Here is a 23,416-nt window from a genome sequence, read left to right as displayed (position 1 = left end):
TATTGCTATCATCCCGAACATATAAACCAACAAAAGGAAATCGTATTTCTCAGTTAATCCACTTAAAAGCTCCATCGAATTGAATTCGAATTTTATGAAAGCGCTACGATATTATTTGTTTTTTTATAAAAATAGGAGTACAATGAGTTAGTATAATAAAATAAAAAGCACCGAATCGGTGCGCACTTTTTCAAGTTGTGTACGGACAAAGCCTTATTTTAACTTGCTGTGTTGTTTCGAATAGTTCCAACAATTGTATTGTATACTATTCTTTAAAAAATTGCAAGAAGGAATCTATATGAAATAGAATAACATTTCATTTTATAACGATTTAAAAATTTACACAATGAAAACGTTTTACAATTTCTTGATTTTAATAGTCAAAAGATATATAATTTAGTTAAAGTTAATATATTAGCGTTCACTAATAAGAACTTAAAGAGTATAACTCAAAGGAGAAGACTAAATGAGCAATAAACCATACTCTATCGGACTCGATATCGGGACAAACAGCGTCGGATGGAGCGTTATCACTGACGATTATAAAGTCCCATCGAAAAAGATGAAAGTTCTGGGCAATACTGATAAACGATTTATCAAGAAAAATCTCATCGGGGCTCTGTTGTTTGATGAGGGAACTACTGCTGAGGCTAGACGCCTTAAACGAACTGCACGTCGTCGCTATACTCGTCGAAAAAATCGTCTTCGTTATCTTCAAGAAATCTTCGCCGAGGAAATGAACAAGTCAGATAGTAGTTTCTTTCATCGATTGGATGACTCCTTTTTAATTCCTGAGGAGAAGAGAGAAAGTAAATACCCTATTTTTGCTACCTTGACAGAAGAAAAAGAATACCATAAGCAATTTCCAACTATCTATCATTTGAGAAAGCAACTGGCTGATTCGAAAGAAAAAGCTGACTTGCGCTTGATCTATCTAGCATTAGCTCATATGATTAAATACCGTGGGCATTTTTTATATGAAGAAGCTTTCGATATAAAAAATAATGATATTCAAAAAATCTTTAACGAGTTTATAAGCATTTACGACAACACCTTTGAAGGAAGTTCACTTAGTGGGCAAAACGCACAAGTAGAAGCAATTTTTACCGATAAAATTAGTAAATCTGCAAAGAGAGAACGCGTTCTAAAACTCTTTCTTGATGAAAAGTCCACTGGTTTGTTTTCGGAATTTCTCAAGTTGATTGTAGGAAATCAAGCTGATTTCAAAAAACATTTTGACTTAGAAGAAAAAGCTCCACTACAATTCTCTAAAGATACCTATGATGAGGATTTGGAAAACTTGCTCGGACAAATTGGAGATGACTTTGCAGACCTTTTCGTGGCCGCTAAAAAACTCTATGATGCGATTCTTCTGTCAGGCATTTTGACTGTCACATATCCTTCAACCAAGGCTCCACTGTCAGCATCTATGATTGAGCGCTATGAAAATCACCAAAAAGACTTGGCAGTTTTAAAACAATTCATCAAAACCAATCTTCCAGAAAAATATGAGGAAGTTTTTTCTAACCAATCTAAAGATGGGTATGCTGGATATATCGATGGTAAGACCACACAAGAAGCATTTTACAAATATATCAAAAATCTTCTCTCTAAATTCGAAGGAACAGATTATTTCCTTGAGAAAATTGAACGTGAAGATTTTTTGAGAAAACAACGCACCTTTGATAATGGTTCTATTCCTCATCAAATTCATCTTCAAGAAATGAATGCCATTCTCCGTCGGCAAGGAGAACATTATCCATTTCTGAAGGACAATAAAGAAAAGATAGAAAAAATCTTGACCTTCCGTATTCCTTACTACGTTGGCCCATTGGCTCGTGGCAATCGTGATTTTGCTTGGCTTACTCGAAATTCTGACCAAGCAATAAGACCTTGGAATTTTGAAGAAATTGTTGATAAGGCAAGCTCTGCGGAAGACTTCATCAATAAGATGACTAACTATGACTTGTATCTGCCAGAGGAAAAAGTTTTGCCTAAGCACAGCCTCTTGTATGAAACATTTGCTGTCTATAATGAATTAACAAAAGTGAAATTTATTGCAGAAGGATTGAGAGACTATCAATTCCTTGATAGTGGGCAGAAGAAGCAAATTGTCAATCAATTATTCAAAGAGAAAAGAAAAGTAACTGAAAAAGACATCATTCATTATCTACACAATGTTGATGGTTACGATGGAATCGAACTAAAAGGAATTGAAAAACAATTTAACGCTAGTCTTTCTACTTATCATGATTTACTCAAAATTATCAAGGATAAGAAGTTTATGGATGATGCTAAAAATGAAGCAATTCTTGAAAACATCGTCCACACGCTAACTATCTTTGAAGACCGCGAGATGATTAAGCAGCGTCTTGCACAATATGACTCTCTCTTTGATGAAAAAGGCATCAAGGCACTGACTCGTCGACATTATACTGGATGGGGGAAACTTTCTGCTAAGCTAATTAACGGTATCTGTGATAAACAAACTGGCAAAACGGTTCTTGATTATCTGATTGATGACGATTACAACAATCGTAACTTTATGCAGTTAATCCATGATGGCAGACTTTCTTTCAAAGAAATTATCCAAAAAGCACAAGTGGTTGGTGAGATTGATGATGTGAAGAAAGTTGTCCGAGAACTCCCAGGAAGCCCTGCCATTAAAAAGGGAATTTTACAAAGTATCAAGATTGTTGATGAACTTGTCAAGGTTATGGGCCATGCTCCCGAGTCCATTGTGATTGAGATGGCACGAGAAAATCAGACAACTGCCCGGGGGAAAAAGAATTCTCAACAAAGATATAAGCGCATTGAAGATTCATTAAAAAATTTAGCACCTGGGCTTGATTCAAATATATTAAAAGAACATCCAACAGATAATATTCAACTTCAAAATGACCGTCTCTTCCTCTACTATCTCCAAAATGGGAGGGATATGTATACTGGGAAACCTCTCGACATCAACCAACTGAGCAGCTATGACATTGACCACATCATCCCACAGGCCTTTATCAAGGATGATTCTCTTGATAACCGTGTCTTGACTAGTTCAAAGGATAATCGTGGGAAATCCGATAATGTTCCAAGTTTAGAAGTCGTTCAAAAAAGAAAAGCCTTTTGGCAACAATTGTTGGATTCCAAATTGATTTCAGAACGTAAATTTAATAATTTAACCAAAGCTGAACGTGGCGGGCTAGATGAGCGAGATAAAGTTGGCTTCATCAAACGCCAACTAGTTGAAACACGTCAAATCACAAAACACGTTGCTCAGATCTTAGATGCTCGCTATAATACAGAAGTGAATGAGAAGGATAAGAAGAACCGTACCGTCAAAATCATCACTTTGAAATCCAACCTAGTTTCCAACTTCCGTAAAGAATTTAGGTTATACAAGGTACGGGAAATCAATGACTACCACCATGCACATGATGCCTACTTAAATGCCGTAGTGGCTAAGGCCATCCTTAAGAAATATCCTAAACTAGAGCCTGAATTCGTCTATGGTGACTATCAAAAGTACGATCTTAAGCGCTACATCTCAAGATCCAAAGACCCTAAAGACATTGAAAAAGCAACTGAAAAATATTTCTTCTACTCAAACTTGTTGAACTTCTTCAAAGAAGAGGTGCATTACGCAGACGGAACTATCGTAAAAAGAGAAAATATCGAATACTCCAAAGATACTGGGGAAATCGCTTGGAATAAGGAAAAAGATTTCGCAACCATCAAAAAAGTACTTTCCTTTCCTCAGGTGAATATTGTGAAGAAAACAGAAGAACAAACCGTTGGACAAAATGGCGGTCTGTTTGATAATAATATTGTGTCCAAGGAAAAAGTAGTTGACGCAAGTAAACTAATCCCGATCAAATCTGGTCTATCACCTGAAAAATATGGTGGCTATGCAAGACCTACAATCGCTTATTCAGTTCTGGTAACATACAAGCAAAATAATAAAATTAAAAACACAATGGTCGGCATTCCAGTGCTTACTAAATTAGAATTTGAAAGAGACCCTAATTTATATTTAAGAAATCTAGGAATCAACAATGTTTCACATGTAATAAAATTAGTTAAGTATACTGTATTGGAATTTAAACATAAATACGGAACCTATAGGAGATTTATAGTTAGCAATCAAGAATTGAAACGTGCAAATCAGATTTTTGTCACTACTAAACAAATGAAACTGATTTCTCAATATACCACTTTGGATAAAAATGAGCACGATAGCTTGTTAAAAAACAATCAACAACTTATACAATCAATTTGGAATCAATTTCTAGAATTTATGTTAGCAACAGACTTGGTTAATAAAAAACAGTATGATGAGCTTATTTTAACCAATAACCAAACTATTGAAGAATGTAGAAATATTATGAATAGGGTCATCACCACTTTATCTTTTACTAATATTAATGCTGGACAGAAAAAAATAATATTCGATGATACGTTATCATTACCTATAAAAAGATGGCAATTCACTGACAGCGATAAAATGGTTAAAAAAATAATAGAATCCACCCTCATCCACCAATCCATCACTGGTCTCTACGAGACTCGGATTGACTTGAGCAAACTAGGAGAAGACTAATGGGATGGAGAACCGTTGTTGTCAATACACACTCTAAGCTCTCTTACAAGAACAACCACTTGATTTTTAAAGATGCCTCTCGGACAGAGTTGATTCACCTGTCCGAGGTGGACATCCTTCTTTTGGAGACGACGGATATCGTTCTCTCCACCATGCTGATTAAACGTTTGGTGGATGAAAATATTCTGGTCATCTTTTGTGATGATAAACGCTTGCCAACTGCATACTTAATGCCCTACTACGGTCGGCACGATTCCAGTCGGCAACTCTCTCGGCAAATTGCTTGGAATGAAGATGTAAAGGCGGAAATCTGGACAACCATCATTGCACAAAAAATTCTCAATCAGGCTTTTTATCTAGGGAGTTGTGGTTTTCTGGAAAAGAGTCAGTCCGTCATCGATCTCTATCATGGGTTGGATTTATTTGATCCTAGTAACCGCGAAGGGCACGCAGCTCGGATTTATTTTAACACCTTGTTTGGAAATGATTTTAGCCGTGAACAAGATAATGATGTCAATGCTGCCTTAGACTATGGTTACACCTTGATTTTGAGTATGTTTGCGCGTGAGATTGTCTTGTCTGGCTGCATGACTCAGTTTGGTTTGAAACATGCCAACCAGTTCAATCAATTCAACCTAGCTAGCGATATTATGGAACCTTTTCGTCCGATTATTGACAGAATCGTCTATGAAAATCGAAGCAGTTCTTTTGTCAAAATCAAGCGAGAACTTTTTACCATTTTCTCAGACACCTTCCACTACAATGGCAAAGATATGTACCTGTCCAATATCGTCAGTGACTATACTAAGAAAGTCATCCAAGCTCTCAATCAACCGGAGAAAGGAGTTCCTGAGTTTAGGATATGAGTTATCGATATATGCGTATGATATTAATGTTTGATATGCCCGTTGATACCGCAGAGGAACGCAAGGCCTATCGGAAATTTCGCAAGTTCCTCATAGATGAAGGATTTATCATGCACCAATTCTCCATCTATAGCAAGCTCTTACTCAACAACTCTGCTAATAACGCCATGATTGAACGACTCAAGACTCATAACCCTAAAAAAGGAAACATTACTCTCTTAACCGTTACAGAAAAGCAGTTTTCTCGCATGATTTACTTAAATGGTGAGCGAAATACCAGCGTAGCAAACTCAGATGCACGTTTAGTTTTTCTAGGAGAGGAGCCTGGAGATGAAGATTAATTTCCCATTATTGGATGAACCATTGGCTATTGAAAATGCAACCTTTTTAGTCCTGGAAGACCAGTTTACCTTTTCGACTATCGTCAAGCAGTTCTACCAGTACACTGATGATAGAGAATTAAAGTTGTTTGATAGAAATCTAAAAGCTCTGAAAGAGTCCGAGTTACTAGTGATCACGGATGTCTTAGGATACAATCTCAACTCACCCGCCATGCTCAAGTTGATACATGCAGATCTTGAAAATCAGCTCAATGACAAGCCCGAAGTCAAATCCATGATTGAAAAGTTGGTTGCTACGATTACAGAATTGCTGGCATTTGAGTGCTTGGAAAACGAATTGGACTTGGAATACGACGAAATCACCATTCTAGAGTTGATCGATGCACTAGGGGTCAAAGTTGAAACTCTGAGTGATACACCTTTCGAAAAGATGCTAGAAATTGTTCAAGTTTTTAAATATCTTTCCAAAAAGAAACTCCTTGTTTTCATCAATGCGACCGCCTATCTATCAAAGGATGAGTTAGTAAATCTGATAGAGTATATCCAACTCAATCAACTAAGAGTCTTATTTGTCGAACCTCGAAAAGTCTATGATTTTCCGCAGTATGTGATGGATCAAGACTATTTCTTGAACCCTGAAAATATGGTATAATAAGAGTAACAATTGGAACCTAACGAGCTGAAGTCTGGCTGAGACGAATGGCGCGATTACGAAATTTCGTGAGAAAAATTTTCTACGAGGTTTTAGAGCTGTGTTGTTTCGAATGGTTCCAAAACGGCAACCTTTAAAATCAATGTAAGCAACGAGTTTTAGAGCTGTGTTGTTTCGAATGGTTCCAAAACAATACAAGGATGTTGGCACTGGATGGAAAAGTTTTAGAGCTGTGTTGTTTCGAATGGTTCCAAAACCAATCGAAGACCAGTATCTGGTTATCTCCGGTTTTAGAGCTGTGTTGTTTCGAATGGTTCCAAAACAACTTGATAGTCAATATTTCCTAAGTACAGGTTTTAGAGCTGTGTTGTTTCGAATGGTTCCAAAACAGAACTGGGAACTGAGAACGGAAACTGAGGGTTTTAGAGCTGTGTTGTTTCGAATGGTTCCAAAACGAAAACTGAAATTTGAAAGTTCATGGGATGGTTTTAGAGCTGTGTTGTTTCGAATGGTTCCAAAACACGATCGCAAGAATACGAGTATCATTGCGTGTTTTAGAGCTGTGTTGTTTCGAATGGTTCCAAAACAAGAGCTTGGTGCTAAATGGGGACTTAGCGGTTTTAGAGCTGTGTTGTTTCGAATGGTTCCAAAACTGAGCGTTAAACATTCTAAGAAGTTAGGTTGTTTTAGAGCTGTGTTGTTTCGAATGGTTCCAAAACATCATTTTGCTTGGTTCGGTGGAGACAGTGGTTTTAGAGCTGTGTTGTTTCGAATGGTTCCAAAACTCTCCACGTTTAATAGTGCGTATATCTCTAGTTTTAGAGCTGTGTTGTTTCGAATGGTTCCAAAACCGCCCTCCTATTTTAAAAGGAGTAACAATGAGTTTTAGAGCTGTGTTGTTTCGAATGGTTCCAAAACTTATTCCTAAATTTATGACGGCAAGGGTGCGTTTTAGAGCTGTGTTGTTTCGAATGGTTCCAAAACAGGAAGTGCCAAACTACCCAGCACAAGACCGTTTTAGAGCTGTGTTGTTTCGAATGGTTCCAAAACCAATAGCAGCGCTTGAAATGTCTTGCGTGTGTTTTAGAGCTGTGTTGTTTCGAATGGTTCCAAAACAGATTTTGTTTGTTAGCCTCGATATATTCAGTTTTAGAGCTGTGTTGTTTCGAATGGTTCCAAAAAAAGCTACTCATTTTTTGAGTAGCTTTTTAACTATTCCCCCTTACACATAGGTCATTCCCTTATAGCAAAGGAAAACGGCTAGTGCGATAAAAAGTACGGTTGCCCCGATTCGCTGGCTGGTACTATACATCTTTCTCTCCCATTTAACTGGGAAGATGACTGCTAGAAAGGCACCGCCTACTGCGCCACCAATATGCCCTGCTAGGCTGATTCCTGGAATCACAATACTTCCAATGATATTGATCACGAAAAGCGTCAGGTAGGATTGCCCTAACTGCTGGATATAGGGGCTGCGAGTCGCATAGCGCAAAACGATAATCGCAGCAAATAATCCATAGAGAGAAGTGGATGCCCCAGCAGCGACAACTTTCGGTGTAAATGCAAACACAAAGAGATTACCCATCATTCCAGATAAAAGATAGAGAAAGAAGAACTGCTTAGAGCCGAAAATCTCCTCCACCTGTTGTCCAAGAAAGTAGAGTGAAATCATATTGACAATGAAATGCTCCCATCCAATATGCACAAATATAGCCGAAAATAAGCGCCAAATCTGCTCTGGGAACAGGCGAATGATCGGTCCATACATAGCTCCAAACTGAAACAGAGTTTTGGCTTGATCAAAGTTGATACCCGTAGTAATCAGCATCAGTAGAAATACAAAGCCAGTCACTAGGAGAAAAAAACTAGTCACAGAGTAGCGTTTATCAAAGATTTCCTTCATAGGTTAGCACCTCCTGTACGGGAATATCATGGTTTTCAAAGTTAAACTCCTGAACTTGACAAGGATAGATTGTACTCATGGTATGCCCAGCAAAATGTTCCAGATAGCGGTCATAATATCCTCCACCATATCCGATCCGATAGCCCTCTGTTGTAAAAGCCAAACCCGGAACATGAATTAAATCAATCTGAGACGGTTCCACCACTTCCAAGTCTCCTTGCGGTTCCAGTAAACCAAAGGAAGTTTTTGCCAACTGCTGCGGATGATAGACCACAGACTCCATGCGCCCCTTGGGATAGGTTTTGGGTATCAGGACCTTCTTGCCGTCCTTCAGCGCCTGCTCGATCAGTTCCTGCGTTTGAAATTCATGAGGGAAGGAGAGATAGGTTGCGATGGTCTTGGCTTCTTGGTAAAAGGGATGCTTTAAAAATCGCTCAGTTAAAGCTCGATCCATAGCCTGTTTTTGTTCCTGAGATAGAGTCTTCATTTCTTGCAAGACTTGCTTGCGTAGTTCTGCTTTCATAGACAATTCCTCTACTCTGCTGCCTTCTTTTTCAGGAAACTAGAGACTGCATCTACCCCAATGGCTATGGCATCTTCCTTAGGACTCATCTGAGGGTGATGAAGGGCGTAGGGACTATCGATACCTAGCCAGAACATAACGCCATCTACCTTCGAAAGAAGATAACCAAAGTCCTCACCAGTCATAGCAGGCTCGATATCAATCAACTCGATTCCGTCTTTCTCTTCAAAAAAGTCCATCAGTTCACGCGCCAAGGCTGGATTGTTCTCCACAGGTAGGTAGCCTCCTTGCTTGAGTTCTACTTCGACTTCCATATCAAAGGCTGCTGCAACCCCTTCTGCGACTGTCTTGACTCTTTTTTGTACCAAGAGGCTCATTTCCTGAGTCAAGGCGCGAATGGTTCCGTGTAAAAAGGCTGTGTCTGTAATGACATTGTTGGTTGTTCCAGCTTGGAAAACACCAAAGGTCACCACCGCTCCCTCGATTGGATTAACATTGCGGCTGACAACTGACTGCACCTGGGTTACAAAGTAACTAGCAGCAACCAAGGCGTCATTGGCTTCATGCGGAAAAGCTGCGTGTCCTCCTTTTCCTTTGAAGCGAATCTTCACCTCACAGGTCCCTGCAAAGAGAGTGTGTGTATTGGTCGCAATCTGTCCGACTTTCAGATCTGGACGAACATGGAGACCATAAAATTGGTCTGGCAACCAATCTCCAAAAGCACCATCCTCATACATGAGCATCCCACCAGCTTCATTTTCTTCAGCAGGCTGAAATAGGAAGAGCAGATTGTTCTTTGCTTGCTCCTCAAGGGCGCGTTCGAGACAGCCCAAGGCAATCGTCATATGAAAATCATGACCACAAGCATGCATGCGACCTTGGTGCTGAGAAGCAAAAGGTAGACCTGTTTGTTCGACAATAGGCAGACCATCAATGTCTGTTCGCCAACCAATGGTTCGCTCCGGCTGACTTCCCTGCAGGTAGACCAAAATCCCTGTTCGCCAAGTACGAATTTGAACAAAATCCTTGCCCGTAGTCAATTTCTCAATCACATCCAGCAAATAAGCCTGAGTCTTGAATTCCTCCAAGCCAATCTCTGGAATCTGGTGTAAATCTCGTCTAGTCTGAATCAAATCTAACATCTATCTGTCCTCCTATATAGAAGAAAGAGGCTGGAAAAAGGGTTCCGCCTCTTTTTTACTTTTACAATTACAAGGTACGAAGCGCATCCTCAAGCGCTGTTTTTTGTTGGGTTTGGGCATCAATCTCTTTGATGATACGAGCCGGAACACCTGCTACAACCACATTTTCTGGGACATCTTGGGTAACGATAGCTCCTGCAGCGACAACTGAACCACTGCCGATTTGAACTCCTTCGATAACCACTGCATTGGCACCGATAAGAACATTGTCTCCGACACGGACTGGTTCAGCACTAGCTGGCTCAATCACACCTGCCAAAACTGCACCTGCACCAACGTGGCTGTTTTTTCCAACGATAGCACGACCTCCAAGGATGGCACCCATGTCAATCATGGTTCCAGCACCAATTTCAGCACCGATATTGATAACAGCTCCCATCATGATAACAGCATTGTCACCAATTTCAACCTGGTCACGGATAATAGCACCTGGCTCGATACGAGCATTGATAGCACGTTTGTCTAGCAAAGGAACTGCAGAATTACGAGCATCTTGCTCGACAACGTAATCTTGATTTTCTACTAAACCTTCAAGAAGCGGAGCGACATCCTTCCAGTCTCCGAATAAAACATTTCCTAGTTTGACAACAGAGCTAGGCACAGCAGTTGCGAGTTGTCCTTCAAAGGTTACTTTAACACTGGTTTTCTTTTCAGCATTGGCGATAAATTGGATAATTTCTTGAGCGTTCATTTTTGTAGCAGTCATAGGTGCCTCCTGGTTCGTTATAATGATACCTATTCTACCAAAAAAGGCTTCAAATTTGAAGCCTCAACTATCAAATAAGCATCTTTACTTGGCTTGTTTTGCTTCTTCTACAGATAAGAAAATCATCGGAACGATAATCAACACCATAGCTAAAGCCAAAAAACCATCCATGACCAATCCCAGAAAAAGAACACTTAATAAAGCTGAAGAAAGAGGTTCGCTAGCACTTACCACCGATACAACCAACGGGGAAACGAGTGACACAGCCTTCATAGATAGGAAGAAGGCAAAAGCGGTGCCAAACACGGCAATCGTCAGACAAATCAGCACACTTACCAAATCCACTTGAAAACTTATCTGATAAATAGGATAAAGGAAATTACTAAAGAGCCCTGCCAGAATCATCCCCCAACCAACAGTCGGAACGAAACCGTAGCGCCGTGCAAAACGCTGAGGCAGGATAACATTAAACATGACCCCTACTGCACTGAGCAAACCTGTCACTAGAGCCAAAGGTGTCATGGACAACTGGGACAAATCCCCTTTTGTAGCCATCAAAAAAACACCTAGCATGGCAATCAAAACATAGAAAACAGCTGTAATCGAAGCCTTCTTCTGGTAAATGGTTCGATTGTAAAACAGGATAAAAACTGGGCTGATAAATTGCAAAATGGTTGCCGTCGTCGCATTGGAATACTCAACGCAGAGATAAAAGAAAAACTGCACAGAAAAAATACCTAGAATAGCATAGGCTAAAAAAGGTAGATAATTTTTTTTATCACGCCAGATGTCCAACAAGTGGCTACGCAACTGAAAAGCAGATAAACCTAAAACCAAACTCCCCGCCACTAGTAAACGCATAGAAGTAATCCATCCAGAAGACACTGGATAATGAGTGAAAAAATACTCTCCTAAAATCCCACAGATCCCCCAGATTAGGCCTGAGAGTAGCGAGTATAGTGTTCCCTTAACAATCTTTTTCTGATAATGATTCATACTCCTATTGTAACACGAAACCAACCAAGAAAAAAGTAGCAACAAGGAGAAATTACTAACCTTGCTGCTACTCTATCTTAGCGATTAAACAGACGTGAACGTCCTGAAGAGCCACTCTGAGTATTTCCACTCGAGCTTGTTGTTCCCGAACTGCTACTTGAGCTTGGAGAAGTTACTGCAGGAATACTTCCTAGAATATTCTTCCAAGCATTCTGATAATCTGCATCGCTTCCTCCAATAGCAAAGCGATAGGTGGTTACTGGCGCCCCTTCTTTAGTAGCCCAGTAACTTGTTACGGTAGAACCGGAAACGTTAACTTCTTTGCCATTAATTGAAACCTTGCCCGGTTTCTCCCCTGTCGACTTTAGAACTTGTGACTTGGTCACACTTGAGTCAAGATTAAAGCGCTCATTCCCCCAAATTCCAGGTTTTGCTTGTTGAATAGCATTAACCAAGTGGGCCATATAGTTGGCATTGCGGTAGTGGCCCGCCCCTTTGGCTAGCGGGCGGTTGTCATCGTGACCTAGCCAGCCACCCAAGGTCAAGCGTGGCGTAGAAAGCATAAGCCACATATTTTCATCTTCATTGGTTGTACCAGTTTTTCCAATCCAGTCGGCGCTAGCGAGGCTTGGATTGATGGTAGCCAAGTCTGTCTGGAAACTTGAGGTAATCCGAGATGAAATAACATCGCGAAGCAAACTTTGCATGATGGTCGCTGTCGCTTTTGAGTAAACTTGGACAGGTTTATCTTTATGTTCATAAACCACTCGACCATCTGTTGACTCGATCTTCGCAATCATATATTTCTTATGGTAAACTCCGTTGTTGGCCAGAGTCTGATATCCGTTGGTATGCTGAGCAACTGTAACGTCAATTCCTCCGCCCATCGGTAAACTCTCAATACCATATTCTGGGATTTCGTAACCCATTTTTTCCATATAGCCTTTAACATCAACACCCTTCTCTCGAAGTGTACGATAAGTCCAGTAGGCTGGGATATTCCATGAGTAGTTAAGGGCCTCCCCTAACGTCATCATCCCTGTACCAGGACTATTGACATACATGATAGGATTGCCGTTTGAAAAGTTGGTTGGATAGTTTGATAAGATACTTGCACTTCCCATCAAACCTTGGTCGATGGCAATACTGTAAGCCAATATCGGCTTAGTAGTTGAGGCAGGGGAACGTTTTGTATCGATAGCATGGTTATTCTGATTTTTTTGATAATTGCGACCACCGACAAACCCAAGAATAGCTCCCGTTTGGTTGTCCATGAGGACATTCCCCACCTCAGGCTGTCCTGTCGAATCATCTAGCAGATAGCCGTAGGTTGCCACCGCATTTTGCATCGCAGCATGAACATTTTTATTGATAGTTGTCGTAATCTTATATCCACCATTTTCAATTTCCTTAGTCGCTAAATCACGATAAGCTTTCTGGATGGATTCATTCTTTTGCTCTTGTACAGAAACATTATCTCTCTGAATCAGATAGTCATACATCCGATCAGTAGCTTCTGCCAAGGTTGCGAAGTAGAGATAGTCACGCGAAGTACCACTGACACTACCAGATGGTAAGAAGTCTTTCTTAAAATCATAATCCTTGTACTTGTCGTAATCTTCCTGACTTAGAGCCCCTGTCCGGTACATATTATAGAGAACATCTCTAGCCCGTTTGATCCCCAGAGCCAAATCCTCCTCGCTCTTCATACTACCGTCAGATTCATAAGGGGAGTAACTAATTGGGCTCTGTGGCAATCCTGCGATAAAGGCTGCTTGAGGGACCGTTAAATCCGAAGCCTTAACCCCAAAGATCCCTTCTGCGGCCTGTTGGGCACCTGCAATATTTTGGCCTTTATGATTGCGACCAAAAGGAGCAATGTTGAGGTAGGTTGTTAAAATCTCATCCTTACCCATAGCCCGCTCTAAAGCTAAAGCATCAATAATCTCTTTGGCCTTACGAGCTAGAGTGGGAGCGTCCCCCACCACTTGTTGCTTGATAACCTGCTGGGTCAAGGTCGAACCACCACTGGACGACCCTAGACCGACAAAGGTTCCCAAGGTCGCACGAATAACGGCCTTAGGCACGACTCCCTTGTGCTCGTTGAAATTCTCGTCCTCTGTCGCAATGATAGCCTTTTTAAGATTATCCGAAATAGCACCTGAAGCGACTGAAGTGCGCAACAAATCACCCTCAATCGAAGCAATGGTACTGCCGTCAGAATAAGTGATTTCTGAGATAGAGGCAATATCCTTCACTTGCTTGACCAACTCTTCTGCTTGAGGGACTTGGACCTTGTCAAATAGAGCAACCCCATAACCCATGGCCACACCCGCTCCCAAAAGACCTCCGATAAAGGCTATGATAAAAAGAGTGTTGAAGGTCACTTTAAGAGCACTCAAAATCTTAGCGAAAATAGTCCCCACCCTTTTGACTCTGTCAGAAGAGGCTACTTTCTTATCAGTCTTTTTACTTGCTTGCTTTTTCTTCCATTTAGCAGTTAGTTGCTGGAAAAAATGCAGCATTTTTGTTTTTAATTCATTAATTCTTTCTTTCATGAATGTCCTCGCTTTCTCTATTATACCATAAAAGGGAAACTTTCAATAAAATAGCCACTTTCTTCCCTATTCCACTAGGCTATTGTCCGAGTTTGTGATACAATAGGTAGAAACAATATTTTATAAAGGAGAAAAGACACATGCACATTTTTGATGAGCTAAAAGAGCGTGGTTTGATTTTTCAAACGACTGATGAAGAAGCTTTGCGTAAAGCCCTAGAAGAAGGTCAAGTTTCTTATTATACTGGCTACGATCCAACTGCTGACAGCCTTCACCTAGGCCACCTTGTCGCAATCTTGACAAGTCGTCGCTTGCAGTTAGCAGGTCATAAACCATATGCGCTCGTTGGCGGTGCTACAGGTCTCATCGGAGATCCGTCCTTCAAAGATGCTGAGCGTAGTCTCCAAACAAAAGACACAGTAGAGGGCTGGGTCAAGTCTATCCAAGGACAACTTTCCCGTTTTCTTGACTTTGAAAATGGCGAAAACAAGGCTGTCATGGTCAACAACTACGACTGGTTTGGCAGCATCAGCTTCATTGACTTCCTCCGTGACGTCGGAAAATACTTCACTGTCAACTACATGATGAGTAAGGAGTCTGTAAAAAAACGGATCGAGACAGGGATTTCTTACACTGAGTTTGCTTACCAAATCATGCAAGGTTACGACTTCTTTGTCCTTAACCAAGAGCACAACGTAACCCTACAAATCGGTGGTTCTGACCAGTGGGGAAATATGACAGCTGGTACCGAATTGCTTCGTCGTAAGGCTGACAAGACTGGTCACGTGATCACTGTTCCACTCATCACAGACGCAACTGGTAAGAAATTTGGTAAATCAGAAGGAAACGCAGTTTGGCTTAACCCTGAAAAGACTTCTCCATACGAAATGTACCAATTCTGGATGAACGTGATGGATGCTGACGCTGTTCGCTTCTTGAAGATCTTTACCTTCTTGTCACTGGATGAAATTGAAGACATCCGAAAACGATTTGAAGCAGCTCCACACGAACGCTTGGCTCAAAAAGTCTTGGCTCGTGAAGTCGTGACACTTGTTCACGGAGAAGAAGCCTACAAGGAAGCCCTTAACATCACTGAGCAACTCTTTGCAGGAAACATCAAAAACCTCTCTGTCAAAGAACTCAAACAAGGACTTCGTGGAGTGCCAAACTACCAAGTTCAAGCAGACGAAAACCACAACATCGTGGAACTCCTCGTGTCATCTGGTGTGGTTAACTCAAAACGCCAAGCCCGTGAAGATGTTCAAAATGGAGCCATCTACGTCAACGGCGACCGCATCCAAGACCTTGACTATGTCTTAAGCGACGCAGACAAGCTCGAAAACGAACTGACTGTTATCCGTCGTGGGAAGAAAAAATACTTTGTATTGACTTACTAAATTGTTCAACATTTACCTATAAACAAAGGAGTTAACCTCGAGAAAGGTAACTCCTTTTTGCTGTGAATAGTCCCCACCTATCCCTTAATAGACAGGCTACGCAGTACAATGCGTAAGGTTGTTAGATTATGTAAGATAGAGAGATTTGAAGGACTGAGCCAGTTAAACAAGCCAAAGCCAATCAAACTACTATTTACGACAACGGTATCTTGAATATTCTTCTTAATGAGTGTTTGCAAAGATGATGATAGCGAATCCAACTCTTGGAAGAAATCCAAACGATTATCTAACAATAAGATATCACTCATCTGCTTAGAAATATCTGCACTCTCATTCATCACCACACCGATATCTGATAGGGTTAGAGCCGCTGAGTCATTCAATCCATCTCCAACCATCAAAATAGTGTGACCTGCTTTCTGCAGTTCCTCTACTAACTCAAATTTCCCATCAGGTTTCAAGTCTGTATATACCTGATCAAAGGGCAAATCTTTGACTAATTCCTCTGTCCTAACCGAGGTATCCCCTGTTGCCAGAATCAATTTTTTCCCCTGTGCCTTAAGTTTATCCAAGGCTGTTTTTGCTTCTTTTCTCAAAGGAGTATGAATGCAGAACATTCCAATCAATTCATTCTGATAAGCCAAGAATAAGAGATTGTAGTGACTCTTGTACTCTTCAATTAAAGCATTTTGTTCTGAACTGATATGAATCTGCTCATCCTGCATCAAGACATAATTCCCAATAAGAACTGGTTGGCCATCTATATGAGATTTGATCCCCTTGCTTGCGATATATTGGAGTTTCCCATGCATTTCCTCATGTTCAATCCCCTCTATCTCAGCTTGCTTGACGATGGCATTAGCAATAGGATGATAAATGTGTTCCTCAAGACAGGCACTGATTCTGAGAATATCTTCCTCACTATAGTCTCCAAAAGGTAACACCTTTTCAACTATCGGATAGCTAGTTGTGATTGTTCCCGTCTTATCAAACAAGAAAGTATCAACTTCCAGATATTTCTCCAAAACATCTCCATCCTTAATCACCATTTCACGGTTCAACCCCTCCTTGATAGCTGTCAAATAAGCTACAGGAGTAGAGATTTTCAAAGCGCAGGAGAAATCGACCAATAGGAAAGAAATAGCCTTAGAAAAAGAACCTGTCAATAGGTAAGTCAGTCCAGCCCCCAAGAAATTATATTTGACGACCTTGTCCGCCATTTTGATGAAATAGCGTTGTTTCGTTTTCTTGTTTTCTTCAGATTTCTTCATCAACTCAATCAGTTGTAAAACCCGGCTGTTCATCTGATTATCGGTTACACGAATGCGTAACTCTCCAGTTTCTAATACTGTATTTGCACAAACCAAATCAGACTCTCTTTTTTCAACTGGAAAACTCTCTCCCGTCAAGGAACTTTCGTTGACCATACCTAAACCTGAAACTACTTGTCCATCAAACAGAATTTCATTTCCTTGAGATAAGACCAAAACATCTCCTATTTGAACATCGGAACTCTTGATACTAACAACCGTATCGCCCTGTACTAGGAATACATCGCTCTCTTTTGCAAGAAGACTCTGTTCTAAATCTGTTGCAGTTTTTTTCAAGGACCACTGATCTAAATGATTCCCCAAATCAAGCATAAACATGATGTTGCTAGCAGTCTTGGATTGATTCATGAACAAGGACAATAAAATCGCCGAACAGTCCAAAACCTCCATCGTTAGTTCCTTACGCGCTAGGGTCTGATAAGCTTCTTTGACATACCCCAGAGCCTGATAACAAGTCCATATATAGCGAATAGGAGACGGTACAAGACTACGAAAAAGCACACGCTTAATCGCTGCACCTGAAACAATAGAATAGGCACTATCTTCTCTACGAATGGGAAGAGTCATCAACTCAGAAACTTTCCCTCTATCAATTCTTTTTAAAAAGGCTTCTGCATTATCTAATACAGAAAAGCCTTCTTTTATACGTAGAGTAAAGTGCTGTTGATCCATGTAAAACTGGATAGACTCAATTCCCTTTTCATCTCTCGCCAAGGAACGAAGATAGTCTTGAATATCCAAGGTGAGTGAAAAAGAAGATGATAGTCGGATATGTTGGTATCCTCTATGTAGCACTTTAAAAGACATATTATTCCCCTATCAGGCTATCTAATTGCTCTTCTTTTTTCTCTTGCTCATACAAATATTTAGCATCTTGCAAGACATCGTCTCCATGTTGTTTTACAATGGAAACAGATGCATCCAATTCATCTTTCAATTTGTAAGCTTTAGCCAAAGCTTTAGAATAACCTTTTTTAGCTTCCTTACTTGCTAAGATTTTCAAACCAAGAGTGCCAAATGCTACACCACCCAAAAAGAGTGATGATTTTTTCGCAACTTTTGCGACGCTTAATACTTCTTTTAACATACTTATTTCCTCCTTATCATTATTATATAGCAATTTAGATATAAAAGCAATTTCATTCTATAAATTGGAGAATTAATTTTATTTCTACTGAATCTCCCATCTACTTATTCCTAAGGTTGCTTTCATTTGCCTCTTTTGATACACTTAAACTATGAATACAAACCTCAAACCAAAACTTCAACGTTTTGCTACTGCTAGTTCCTTTTCCTGCCCCATCTGCCAAGAAGATCTCACCTTGGTAGAGTCTAGCCTTAAGTGTAGCAACCGCCATTCTTTTGATCTGGCAAAATTCGGCTATGTCAATCTGGCACCGCAAATCAAACAATCCACCAACTATGACAAGGAAAATTTTCAAAACCGTCAACAAATCCTAGAAGCTGGTTTTTATCAAACTATTTTAGAAACCATCTCAGACCTGCTTACAAATTCTAAAACTAACCAAACAATTTTAGATATCGGCTGTGGCGAGGGATTCTACTCTCGAAAACTCCAAGAAAGTCACTCTGACAAAATCTTCTATTCCTTTGATATTTCTAAAGATTCCGTCCAAATCGCTGCTAAGAGTGAACCCAACTGGGCAGTCAATTGGTTTGTTGGTGACCTAGCTCGTCTTCCTATAAAAGACGCTAGTATGGATATCCTGCTCGATATCTTCTCGCCTGCCAACTACGGAGAATTTCAAAGAGTATTATCAAAAGACGGCATCTTGATTAAGGTCATCCCGACTGAAAATCACCTCAAAGAAATCCGCCAAATGGTGCAAGACCAGCTGACAAAGAAGGACTATTCCAACCAAGATATCAAAGAACATTTCCAGGAACATTTCAGCATTCAATCTAGCCAAACGGCCTCTCTGACCAAACCTATCACGGCTGAGCAACGCCAAGCTTTGCTTGCCATGACGCCCCTTCTCTTTCATGTTGACCAGACCAAGATTGACTGGAGCCAACTGACAGAGATTACTATCGAAGCAGAGATTCTGGTCGGAAAAGCACTGTAAATTAGTTTAAATATGAAAAAACGCACCTTAAATAGATGCGTTTTGTTTTACAATCTGATGTAATGTATCTTAGTTCAAGTGCCAGATATCTTCGTTGTACTGAGCAATTGTACGGTCAGATGAGAAGAATCCTGCTTTGGCAATGTTGACGATGACTTTATCCAACCATGCGTCACGGTTTTCGTAGTCAGCAAGCATTTGCTCTTTCACCTTGATGTAGTCTTCCAAGTCAAGGAGAGTCATGAACCAGTCTTTGTTGATCAATTCCTTGTGAAGACGTTCCAAGCGTTCTTTCTTACCTACTGCAAGAACAGCGTCGCTGACGATGAAGTCAACCAATGGTTTGATGGCTTTGCGTGCGTAGAATTCGCTTGACTTGTAAGCTGCTTTTGCGTAAAGGTCAATAACAGTTTCTGAATCTTCTCCAAAGATGTAGATGTTGTCGTCGCCAACCAACTCAGCAATTTCCACGTTAGCTCCGTCCATAGTACCAAGAGTCAAAGCTCCGTTCAACATGAATTTCATGTTACCAGTACCTGAAGCTTCTTTAGATGCAAGTGAAATTTGTTCAGAGATATCACATGCTGGAATCAAGAAGCTTGCTGCAGTAACGTTGTAGTTTTCAACCATAACTACTTGCAAGTGTGGTGCTACTTTTGGATCATTTGCAATCACTTCTGACAAGCAAAGGATCAAGTGAATGATGTCTTGGGCAATTGTGTAGGCAGGAGCTGCTTTACCACCAAAGAAGACTGTGATTGGGCGAGCAGGGATGTTGCCAGCCTTGATATCAAGGTATTTGTGGATGACATACAAAGCGTTCATTTGTTGGCGTTTGTACTCGTGAAGACGTTTGATTTGGATATCAAAGATAGAGTTTGTATTGATTTCCACACCTTGGTGCTCTTTCAAGTGACGAGCCAATTTACGTTTGTTGTGAGCCTTGATGCTTTCCAATTTTTCTTTGACAGCAGCCTTGTCTTCGTATGACAAGAGTTTTTCAAGCTCATCTGCTTCATGGTGCCAACCACGGCCAATAATCTCATCCAAGTAGTGAGACAGTCTTGGGTTGGCATGCATAAGCCAACGACGGAATGTGATACCGTTTGTTTTGTTATTGAATTTTTCTGGGTAGATGTCGTAGAAAGCTTTCAACTCTGAGTTCTTCAAGATTTCAGTGTGAAGAGCAGCAACCCCGTTAACACTGTATCCATAGTGGATATCCATGTGAGCCATGTGAACACGTCCGCTCTCATCGATGATTTGAACAGCTGGATCTTTGTATTCTGCTTTCACACGGCGGTCCAATTCTTTGATGATTGGTACCAAGTGAGGAACCACTTCTTGCAAGAATTCAAGAGGCCATTTTTCAAGGGCTTCAGCAAGGATTGTGTGGTTAGTGTAGGCAGTCATGCTGCGAACGATTGAGATCGCTTCGTCAAGCTCGATACCACGTGCAGTCAAAAGACGGATCAATTCAGGAATCACCATTGATGGGTGAGTATCGTTGATTTGTACAACTGCGTAGTCCGCAAGGTCATGCAAGTTGCTTCCTTTTTCGATTGCTTCGTCGATGATCAATTGTGCACCGTTTGAAACCATGAAGTATTGTTGGAAGATACGGAGCAATTCACCTTGCTTGTCGCTATCGTCTGGGTAAAGGAAGAGAGTCAAGTTGCGAGCGATATCTGTCTTGTCAAAGTTGATACCATCTTCGATGATAGAAGAATCAACTGAATCCAAGTCAAACAAACGCAAGCGGTTTTTAGTAGCTGTCTTGTAACCAGGTACATCGATATCGTAAAGAGTAGATGTCAATGTGAAGTGTGCAAATGGCACTTGGTAGCTACGACTTGAGCGAACCAACCAGTTTTGGTCAGTCAACCAAGCGTTAGGAATCGTTTCTTGTTGGTTGTTTTTAAGAACTTGTTGGAAAAGACCGAAGTGGTAGTTCAAACCAACACCGTCACCATTCAAACCAAGTGTAGCGATTGAGTCGATAAAACATGCTGCTAAACGTCCCAAACCACCGTTACCAAGTGATGGTTCCAATTCTACTTCTTCGACTTCGATCAAGTCTTTACCTGCAGCTGCAAGTTCTTTTTTCACATCGTCGTAAAGGCCAAGGTTAATCAAGTTATTTGACAAGAGTTTACCAATCAAGAACTCAGCTGAGATGTAGTAAACTTTTTTCTTACCAGTGTTGACTGGTTTTTGACTGCTAGCAAGTTTGCTGTAGTTGAGAAGAGCAAGGTAAAGCTCTTCATTGCTACATTCTGCAATGGTTTTATTGTAACGCTTTTGTACAAATTCTTTTAATGGTAACATGTTTATGTGTCTCCTGATAATGTCTTATTTTTTTAATTCTACCAAATTTTCATTCATTCGGCGATAAATTGTAGTCAAGTCAAGCAAAGTTTCTTCAACAGCTGGTGTGAGTTGATCTGCTGTCATACGCCATGACCAGTTTCCACCAAGAGTAGATGGGAAGTTCATACGAGCTGACTCATCTAGTTCTAGCAAGTCTTGCATAGTGGCAATAGCCATGAAGCTAACGGATGAAAAGACTGTACGAAGCATAGCGTGTGGCACTGTTTCGTACTCTTTACGGTTCGTGTAACGAGTCATGTATTCACGAGTTGGATCGTCGATCTCATTACGGTACCAACCAAGAACCGTATTGTTATCGTGTGTTCCTGTGTACATAACAGAGTTAGCTGGCGCCAAGTGTGGGCTATCGATACTTTCGTCTTCTGGGTTGAAGGCAAACTGAAGAATCTTCATTCCTGGGAAGCCAGTACGTTCGCGCAACTCGATCACTTCATCTGTCATGAAGCCAAGGTCTTCTGCGATGATATTTAGCTCACCAAGTTCTTTCTTAACGGCTGCAAAGAGTTTGTAGCCAGGACCTTTCACCCATTTACCAGGTGCCGCTGTATCGGAACCAGCAGGAATTTCCCAGTAAGATTCGAAACCGCGGAAGTGGTCGATACGAACGATATCGTAGATCTTGAAGCTTTCGCGCAAGCGTTCAATCCACCATTTGTAACCATCTTTATCCATTGCTTCCCAGTCGTAGATTGGGTTCCCCCAAAGCTGACCAGTGGCAGAAAACTCATCTGGTGGGCATCCTGCGATGCAAGTCGCTTTACCACTGGCATCTGTCTTGAATAGATGTGGATTTGCCCACATGTCGCTTGAATCTTCCGCTACGTAGATTGGCATATCTCCAACAATCTCGATGTGGTTGTCGTTAGCGTAGGCTTTCAACTTCAACCATTGTTGGAAGAAGAAGTATTGAGTCACACGGTGGTAAACCAACTTGTCTGCCAATTTCTCACGGTAGCTTTCAAGTGCTGAAGCTTTACGGGCACGAGCATCTGCATCTGGCCATTCTGTCCAAGCAAGATTGTCAAAATGCTCTTTAATCGCCATATACTCCGCGAAGAGCTCGAGCCATGATTGGTTGTCTTGAGCAAACTTCTCAAAATCTTTGACATCACCCACTTCCAAGAAGCGTTTAACTGCTTTTTCTAAAAGCGGACGACGTGCGTAATAAATCTTCGCATAGTCAACTTCAGATGCATCGCTACCAAAGTCAACACCTTCAAGGTCACTAGCTTCGAGCAAGCCTTGCTCTACCAAGATATCAAGGTCGATAAAATGCGTATTTCCAGCAAAGGCTGAGAATGATTGGTATGGAGAATCTCCATAGCTTGTTGTCCCAAGAGGGAGGATTTGCCAGTAACGTTGCTTCGTGCGAACCAAGAAATCAACGAAATCATAGGCAGTCTGACCAAATGATCCAATCCCGTATGCTCCTGGCAGAGAAGAGATGTGCATCAACACACCACTTTGACGTTTTTTCATAATAGCACCTCATGTGTTTGTTATAAAACGCTGCGCAATTAAGGCGCAAACGTTTGCGTTGAATTAAGTATAGCGTATTTCAAAGACAAATGCAAGCGTTTTTAAAAATTTTTTTGAATTATTTTTATCTAACTAAAACTTATTCCCACTAATATTTTACGAAATAAGCGAAAAAATTTTTAAAGATTTTCTGATTTAAGATAATTCATTCCGAACATCTGCTCTATTTTCTGAAAATCGGGCTAGATTAACGCAATCGTTTCCCTTGGTTTTCACAAAATAAAAAAATCAGCGTTTAGGATGTTTTCTTCCTATTAAAAGCAATTATATCCACTTCCAAACCTTAAAAATTTTTTAAAATTTTTTTAAAAAAACCTTGCAACCGTTTTC

General features: G+C 40.7%; 16 protein-coding genes and 1 CRISPR repeat array. Of the genes, 6 read left to right on the top strand and 10 right to left on the bottom strand.

Going from position 1 to position 23,416, the window contains the following annotated elements:
- The first annotated feature begins 466 nt into the window (after positions 1-466).
- Genes cas9 through csn2 form a run of 4 tightly spaced genes read left to right on the top strand, consistent with a single transcriptional unit; the run spans position 467 to position 6,453 of the window.
- Positions 467-4,594 (top strand): type II CRISPR RNA-guided endonuclease Cas9, encoded by a 4,128-nt coding sequence (gene cas9, locus ACVX3R_RS00405; protein WP_458795076.1) that lies wholly within the window; start codon positions 467-469, stop codon positions 4,592-4,594.
- A complete protein-coding gene (gene cas1, locus ACVX3R_RS00400) occupies positions 4,594-5,460 on the top strand; it encodes a type II CRISPR-associated endonuclease Cas1 (RefSeq protein WP_458795075.1) in 867 nt (288 codons plus the stop codon). The genes cas9 and cas1 overlap by 1 nt, the downstream gene beginning before the upstream one ends.
- Positions 5,457-5,801, top strand: coding sequence for a CRISPR-associated endonuclease Cas2 (gene cas2, locus ACVX3R_RS00395; RefSeq protein ID WP_111675748.1), 345 nt, complete (start codon positions 5,457-5,459; stop codon positions 5,799-5,801). The genes cas1 and cas2 overlap by 4 nt, the downstream gene beginning before the upstream one ends.
- The gene (csn2, locus tag ACVX3R_RS00390; protein WP_458795074.1) at positions 5,791-6,453 is read left to right on the top strand and encodes a type II-A CRISPR-associated protein Csn2; all 663 of its coding nucleotides are present in this window, start codon (positions 5,791-5,793) and stop codon (positions 6,451-6,453) included. Before cas2 ends, csn2 begins: the two co-directional genes overlap by 11 nt.
- Before the next feature lie 89 nt (positions 6,454-6,542).
- Positions 6,543-7,635: a CRISPR direct-repeat array (repeat unit 36 nt; unit sequence GTTTTAGAGCTGTGTTGTTTCGAATGGTTCCAAAAC).
- Between the two features lie 40 nt (positions 7,636-7,675).
- Here csn2 and ACVX3R_RS00385 read toward each other — a convergent pair.
- From ACVX3R_RS00385 to pbp1b, 6 genes are all read right to left on the bottom strand, one after another.
- A complete protein-coding gene (locus tag ACVX3R_RS00385) occupies positions 7,676-8,356 on the bottom strand; it encodes a rhomboid family intramembrane serine protease (RefSeq protein ID WP_458795073.1) in 681 nt (226 codons plus the stop codon).
- On the bottom strand, positions 8,340-8,879 hold the full coding sequence (locus ACVX3R_RS00380) for a 5-formyltetrahydrofolate cyclo-ligase (protein WP_458795072.1): 540 nt from the start codon (positions 8,877-8,879) through the stop codon (positions 8,340-8,342). The genes ACVX3R_RS00385 and ACVX3R_RS00380 overlap by 17 nt, the downstream gene beginning before the upstream one ends.
- Before the next feature lie 11 nt (positions 8,880-8,890).
- Positions 8,891-10,021 carry an N-acetyldiaminopimelate deacetylase gene (locus tag ACVX3R_RS00375; RefSeq protein WP_458795071.1) on the bottom strand — a complete coding sequence of 377 codons (1,131 nt, stop codon included), beginning with the start codon at positions 10,019-10,021 and terminating at the stop codon, positions 8,891-8,893.
- 67 nt (positions 10,022-10,088) lie between these two features.
- On the bottom strand, positions 10,089-10,787 hold the full coding sequence (gene dapD / locus ACVX3R_RS00370; RefSeq protein ID WP_000127466.1) for a 2,3,4,5-tetrahydropyridine-2,6-dicarboxylate N-acetyltransferase: 699 nt from the start codon (positions 10,785-10,787) through the stop codon (positions 10,089-10,091).
- Between the two features lie 84 nt (positions 10,788-10,871).
- A complete protein-coding gene (locus tag ACVX3R_RS00365; protein WP_458795070.1) occupies positions 10,872-11,783 on the bottom strand; it encodes a DMT family transporter in 912 nt (303 codons plus the stop codon).
- Positions 11,784-11,860: 77 nt separating this feature from the next.
- Positions 11,861-14,341, bottom strand: coding sequence for a penicillin-binding protein PBP1B (gene pbp1b / locus ACVX3R_RS00360; RefSeq protein WP_458795069.1), 2,481 nt, complete (start codon positions 14,339-14,341; stop codon positions 11,861-11,863).
- A 140-nt stretch (positions 14,342-14,481) separates the two neighbouring features.
- Here pbp1b and tyrS point away from each other — a divergent pair, with 140 nt between their 5' ends.
- Entirely contained in the window at positions 14,482-15,738 is a 1,257-nt protein-coding gene (tyrS, locus tag ACVX3R_RS00355; RefSeq protein WP_458795068.1) for a tyrosine--tRNA ligase, read from the top strand.
- 77 nt (positions 15,739-15,815) lie between these two features.
- Here tyrS and ACVX3R_RS00350 read toward each other — a convergent pair whose 3' ends face one another.
- Together ACVX3R_RS00350 and ACVX3R_RS00345 are read right to left on the bottom strand one after the other, a co-directional pair.
- Complete coding sequence (locus ACVX3R_RS00350) at positions 15,816-17,876, bottom strand: heavy metal translocating P-type ATPase (RefSeq protein WP_458795067.1); 2,061 nt, start codon at positions 17,874-17,876, stop codon at positions 15,816-15,818.
- Between the two features lies 1 nt (position 17,877).
- Positions 17,878-18,156, bottom strand: coding sequence for a DUF6110 family protein (locus tag ACVX3R_RS00345; protein WP_000910902.1), 279 nt, complete (start codon positions 18,154-18,156; stop codon positions 17,878-17,880).
- 151 nt (positions 18,157-18,307) lie between these two features.
- On the opposite strand from ACVX3R_RS00345, the gene ACVX3R_RS00340 reads away from it, so the two are divergent.
- Positions 18,308-19,156, top strand: a complete 849-nt coding sequence (locus ACVX3R_RS00340; RefSeq protein WP_371620680.1) for a putative RNA methyltransferase — start codon at positions 18,308-18,310, stop codon at positions 19,154-19,156.
- A gap of 69 nt (positions 19,157-19,225) precedes the next feature.
- On the opposite strand, the gene glgP is transcribed toward ACVX3R_RS00340, so the two are convergent.
- Positions 19,226-21,484 (bottom strand): glycogen/starch/alpha-glucan family phosphorylase, encoded by a 2,259-nt coding sequence (gene glgP, locus ACVX3R_RS00335; protein ID WP_458795066.1) that lies wholly within the window; start codon positions 21,482-21,484, stop codon positions 19,226-19,228.
- A 24-nt stretch (positions 21,485-21,508) separates the two neighbouring features.
- A complete protein-coding gene (gene malQ, locus ACVX3R_RS00330; protein WP_458795065.1) occupies positions 21,509-23,026 on the bottom strand; it encodes a 4-alpha-glucanotransferase in 1,518 nt (505 codons plus the stop codon).
- Between the last annotated feature and the right edge of the window lie 390 nt (positions 23,027-23,416).

The organism is Streptococcus sp. 517s, from assembly GCF_054445985.1.
Note: the sequence above shows the minus strand (reverse complement) of the source record. Positions and strands in the feature narration are given on the sequence as shown.

Coding starts and splice junctions, on each gene's coding strand:
- cas9 (WP_458795076.1), top strand. CDS start 467: ATGAGCAATAAACCATACTCTATCGGACTCGATATCGGGACAAACAGC.
- cas1 (WP_458795075.1), top strand. CDS start 4,594: ATGGGATGGAGAACCGTTGTTGTCAATACACACTCTAAGCTCTCTTAC.
- cas2 (WP_111675748.1), top strand. CDS start 5,457: ATGAGTTATCGATATATGCGTATGATATTAATGTTTGATATGCCCGTT.
- csn2 (WP_458795074.1), top strand. CDS start 5,791: ATGAAGATTAATTTCCCATTATTGGATGAACCATTGGCTATTGAAAAT.
- ACVX3R_RS00385 (WP_458795073.1), bottom strand. CDS start 8,356: ATGAAGGAAATCTTTGATAAACGCTACTCTGTGACTAGTTTTTTTCTC.
- ACVX3R_RS00380 (WP_458795072.1), bottom strand. CDS start 8,879: ATGAAAGCAGAACTACGCAAGCAAGTCTTGCAAGAAATGAAGACTCTA.
- ACVX3R_RS00375 (WP_458795071.1), bottom strand. CDS start 10,021: ATGTTAGATTTGATTCAGACTAGACGAGATTTACACCAGATTCCAGAG.
- dapD (WP_000127466.1), bottom strand. CDS start 10,787: ATGACTGCTACAAAAATGAACGCTCAAGAAATTATCCAATTTATCGCC.
- ACVX3R_RS00365 (WP_458795070.1), bottom strand. CDS start 11,783: ATGAATCATTATCAGAAAAAGATTGTTAAGGGAACACTATACTCGCTA.
- pbp1b (WP_458795069.1), bottom strand. CDS start 14,341: ATGAAAGAAAGAATTAATGAATTAAAAACAAAAATGCTGCATTTTTTC.
- tyrS (WP_458795068.1), top strand. CDS start 14,482: ATGCACATTTTTGATGAGCTAAAAGAGCGTGGTTTGATTTTTCAAACG.
- ACVX3R_RS00350 (WP_458795067.1), bottom strand. CDS start 17,876: ATGTCTTTTAAAGTGCTACATAGAGGATACCAACATATCCGACTATCA.
- ACVX3R_RS00345 (WP_000910902.1), bottom strand. CDS start 18,156: ATGTTAAAAGAAGTATTAAGCGTCGCAAAAGTTGCGAAAAAATCATCA.
- ACVX3R_RS00340 (WP_371620680.1), top strand. CDS start 18,308: ATGAATACAAACCTCAAACCAAAACTTCAACGTTTTGCTACTGCTAGT.
- glgP (WP_458795066.1), bottom strand. CDS start 21,484: ATGTTACCATTAAAAGAATTTGTACAAAAGCGTTACAATAAAACCATT.
- malQ (WP_458795065.1), bottom strand. CDS start 23,026: ATGAAAAAACGTCAAAGTGGTGTGTTGATGCACATCTCTTCTCTGCCA.